The sequence below is a fragment of the Ginsengibacter sp. genome (genome assembly GCF_057362405.1).
In genome coordinates, this window is the sequence record NZ_JBMQQG010000231.1 from 1 (window position 1) to 2,865 (window position 2,865).

The window sequence follows — 2,865 nt, forward strand, 5'->3', positions numbered from 1 at the left end:
AACACTTCTGAAATGGCCATTGCCCTTGGCCAGGTCATATATTCTGCATGACGCTCATTGGGAACATGTTCGGTCCACAAACTCGCCTGGCCGCCCAAAATATATCTTGGATTCACACTATCAGGAACAGGGTCAAAATTATAACAGTCGCTCAAACGCAACATACCCGGAGCAAAAGGCTCTACTGATGGATCACCTTGTCGCCTGCTTAAATAAGTTTCGAGTATGGGTGTCATAATTACTTCGTGTCCCATCTTAGCAGCCTCAATACCTCCTTTCATTCCGCGCCAGCTCATAACCGTGGCTTCCGGGGCCAGGCCGCCTTCCAGTATCTCATCCCATCCTATCATTTTTTTACCTTTTGCAATGATTAGCTTTTCCAGTTTTTTTACAAAAAAACTTTGCAGTTCGTCAACACTATCTAATCCTTCCCGTTTCATTAAAGCCTGGTCTTTCGGGCATTGTTCCCAAAAGCCTTTATAGGCTTCATCGCCTCCGATATGAATATATTTTCCGGGAAAAAGACTGGCAACTTGTGTAAAAATTTTATCCAGGATTAACCACGTGGAATCGTTAGCTACACATAGCACATTGTCTTCTTTTTTATAAAATGGACTTCCCGGGTTCACGGGATATTTTAATTGTGTACATGATAAGTTTGGATAAGAAGAAATGAGTGCAAGACTGTGGGCGGGCACATCAATTTCAGGAATGATCGTAATAAATCTTTCCTGCGCATACTTAACTACCTCACGAATATCATCCTGCGTGTAATATCCTCCGTAAGTAGCCTTTTCTCCGGGTTGCGGCGATTCGAACTTGTGCCACAAGCCCACTCTCGGCACACGCCAGGCACCGATTTTAGTAAGTTCCGGCAATCCCTTTATTTCTATTCTCCATCCATTGTCATCTGTGAGGTGCCAGTGAAATACATTGAATTTATATTTCGCCATTTCATCTATATATTTTTCTACACATTCTTTGGAGAAAAAATGGCGGCTTACATCCAGCATCAAACCGCGATAACCAAACCTTGGGTAATCTTTGATATTTACGCAAGGTATTTTGTATTGCTCATTCTTCGTTTCATCCTCACCGTTAGATGCTGCCGGTAAAAGCTGCAACAACGTTTGTACACCGTAAAAAAGGCCATGCGGACTATTGGCTGAGAGAATTATTTCACGGGCAGTAACTTTCAAATCATACCCTTCATCGCCGATAGATACATCCGTTTTTTTATTGATGCGCATTATAATTTCAGGTTTCGTATTTACGGATGAACGTAAAACGTTTGCTGATATGTATTTAAGATCATACCCGTATTTATGATGGAACACATTTGCCAGGAAAGATGCTATTTCAGCAGACTTCTGATCAGCCACAATTGTTGCCGTGCGGGGATTGAATGAAAAATATCCAGTATGTAAAGAAACAGAAACGGGTTGTGGCACAATTGACAATGAATAATTTGGCATAGATATTTGTGCGGTACAATTGCTCCAAATAATCCACGCGATTAATAAAAGAATTGATTTTTTCATGCCGGACTTACTATTATATCTTGTGCTTAAATTTTGTTATTTAAACCCGCAATTCAGTTATTGATTTAAAGCTATCGTTTTATGATGAAAGATTAGCAGGCAACCGTTTGCGCAATCATTCAAACCCATTCTTAATTTCAATCTTTTCCCCCTTATTCATTTCAATCACTATAACTCCATCTTGTACTTTATACTTCTTTGCAATATCAGATAGACGAAATGTTTTGAAAGGAAGTTTTAAATGTAATGCCCCACCCTGTTCTGCCTTCACGGAAACTGCATCTATTACACCGTTAGTCTTTGCGGCGCTGATTAAGAATGCGCCTTCTGCACGTAAATTATCAAAGCTGATATCCTTCCACGAGGAAGGCACAGCAGGAAAGATTTCTATGACGTCGCTATAACTTTGCAATAACATTTCCTGCACCCCTTCGGCAAAAGCAAAATTTCCCTCGAGTGTAAAAGGCCGATAGGTAAAATTCGAATATTGTCCACCTTTCTGATCCCCATTCAAATGAAAACTATTAGATGAACAAAAATTAGAAGCAAATATTTTCAATTCTTTTGCAGCGCTGTCTCCTTCCTTTGCCCGCGCATATAATGACGCAGCCCAACTAAATGAATAGCCGCACCATTCGCGAGTGCCGGTTTTCTCCATCCACCGTAACGACGAATCTATGATCATTTTATCATGGGCATTATTTACGTTCAATAGTCCCAACGGATAAATTGACATCAAATTAGAATGGTGGCGATGAGAAACTTTTCGCGGAAAACCGGGTGCAATGGTGAGTCCTGTTTCATCTGCATTTAATGCAGGCAACTCAGCATTAATCTTTTGCCAATGCAATGCTTCTTCTTTTTTATTCGTAGCCATAGCGCATGCTGCGGCTGACTGGAAAGCAAATTTCATTAGAGACAAATCATAATTCGTTGTATTAAGAAACCATGCGTTAATACTGTTATCATTGTATTCCGGGCTGGAACTTAGTGGCAGTTTTCGTTTCCCGTTTTCCATGTATGAAATATTTTCCAAAAAAACAGCTACTTCGTGCAAGTACGGATAGGCTCTTGTCTGCAGGAAATTTTTATCCATTGAATATTTCCATTGCCAGTAAAAATGTTGCGATAGCCATGCAGCAATCGTCGGCGATAGTGAATATTGAATCCATCCGCCCATCGGGTAACCCGAGATGGTTGCAACTCCGGGAACATTTAAACCAGCAACACCAAAATATTCCTGGGTATATCTTTCATTTTCCTTTTTAATCTTCCACAACCAATCGGTAAAAGTTTTTGCTTCCCGTAAATGGTTGGATGCATA

2 protein-coding genes are annotated in these 2,865 nt (G+C 40.4%); both read right to left on the reverse strand.

Going from position 1 to position 2,865, the window contains the following annotated elements; genetic code table 11:
- Positions 1 to 1,541: beta-N-acetylhexosaminidase (locus ACO1O5_RS19655; protein ID WP_486273303.1), on the reverse strand; the 1,541-nt coding region annotated here is incomplete at its 3' end.
- A gap of 115 nt (positions 1,542 to 1,656) precedes the next feature.
- Positions 1,657 to 2,865 (reverse strand): glycosyl hydrolase family 95 catalytic domain-containing protein (locus ACO1O5_RS19660; protein ID WP_486273305.1); only part of this gene is annotated, 1,209 nt, incomplete at its 5' end.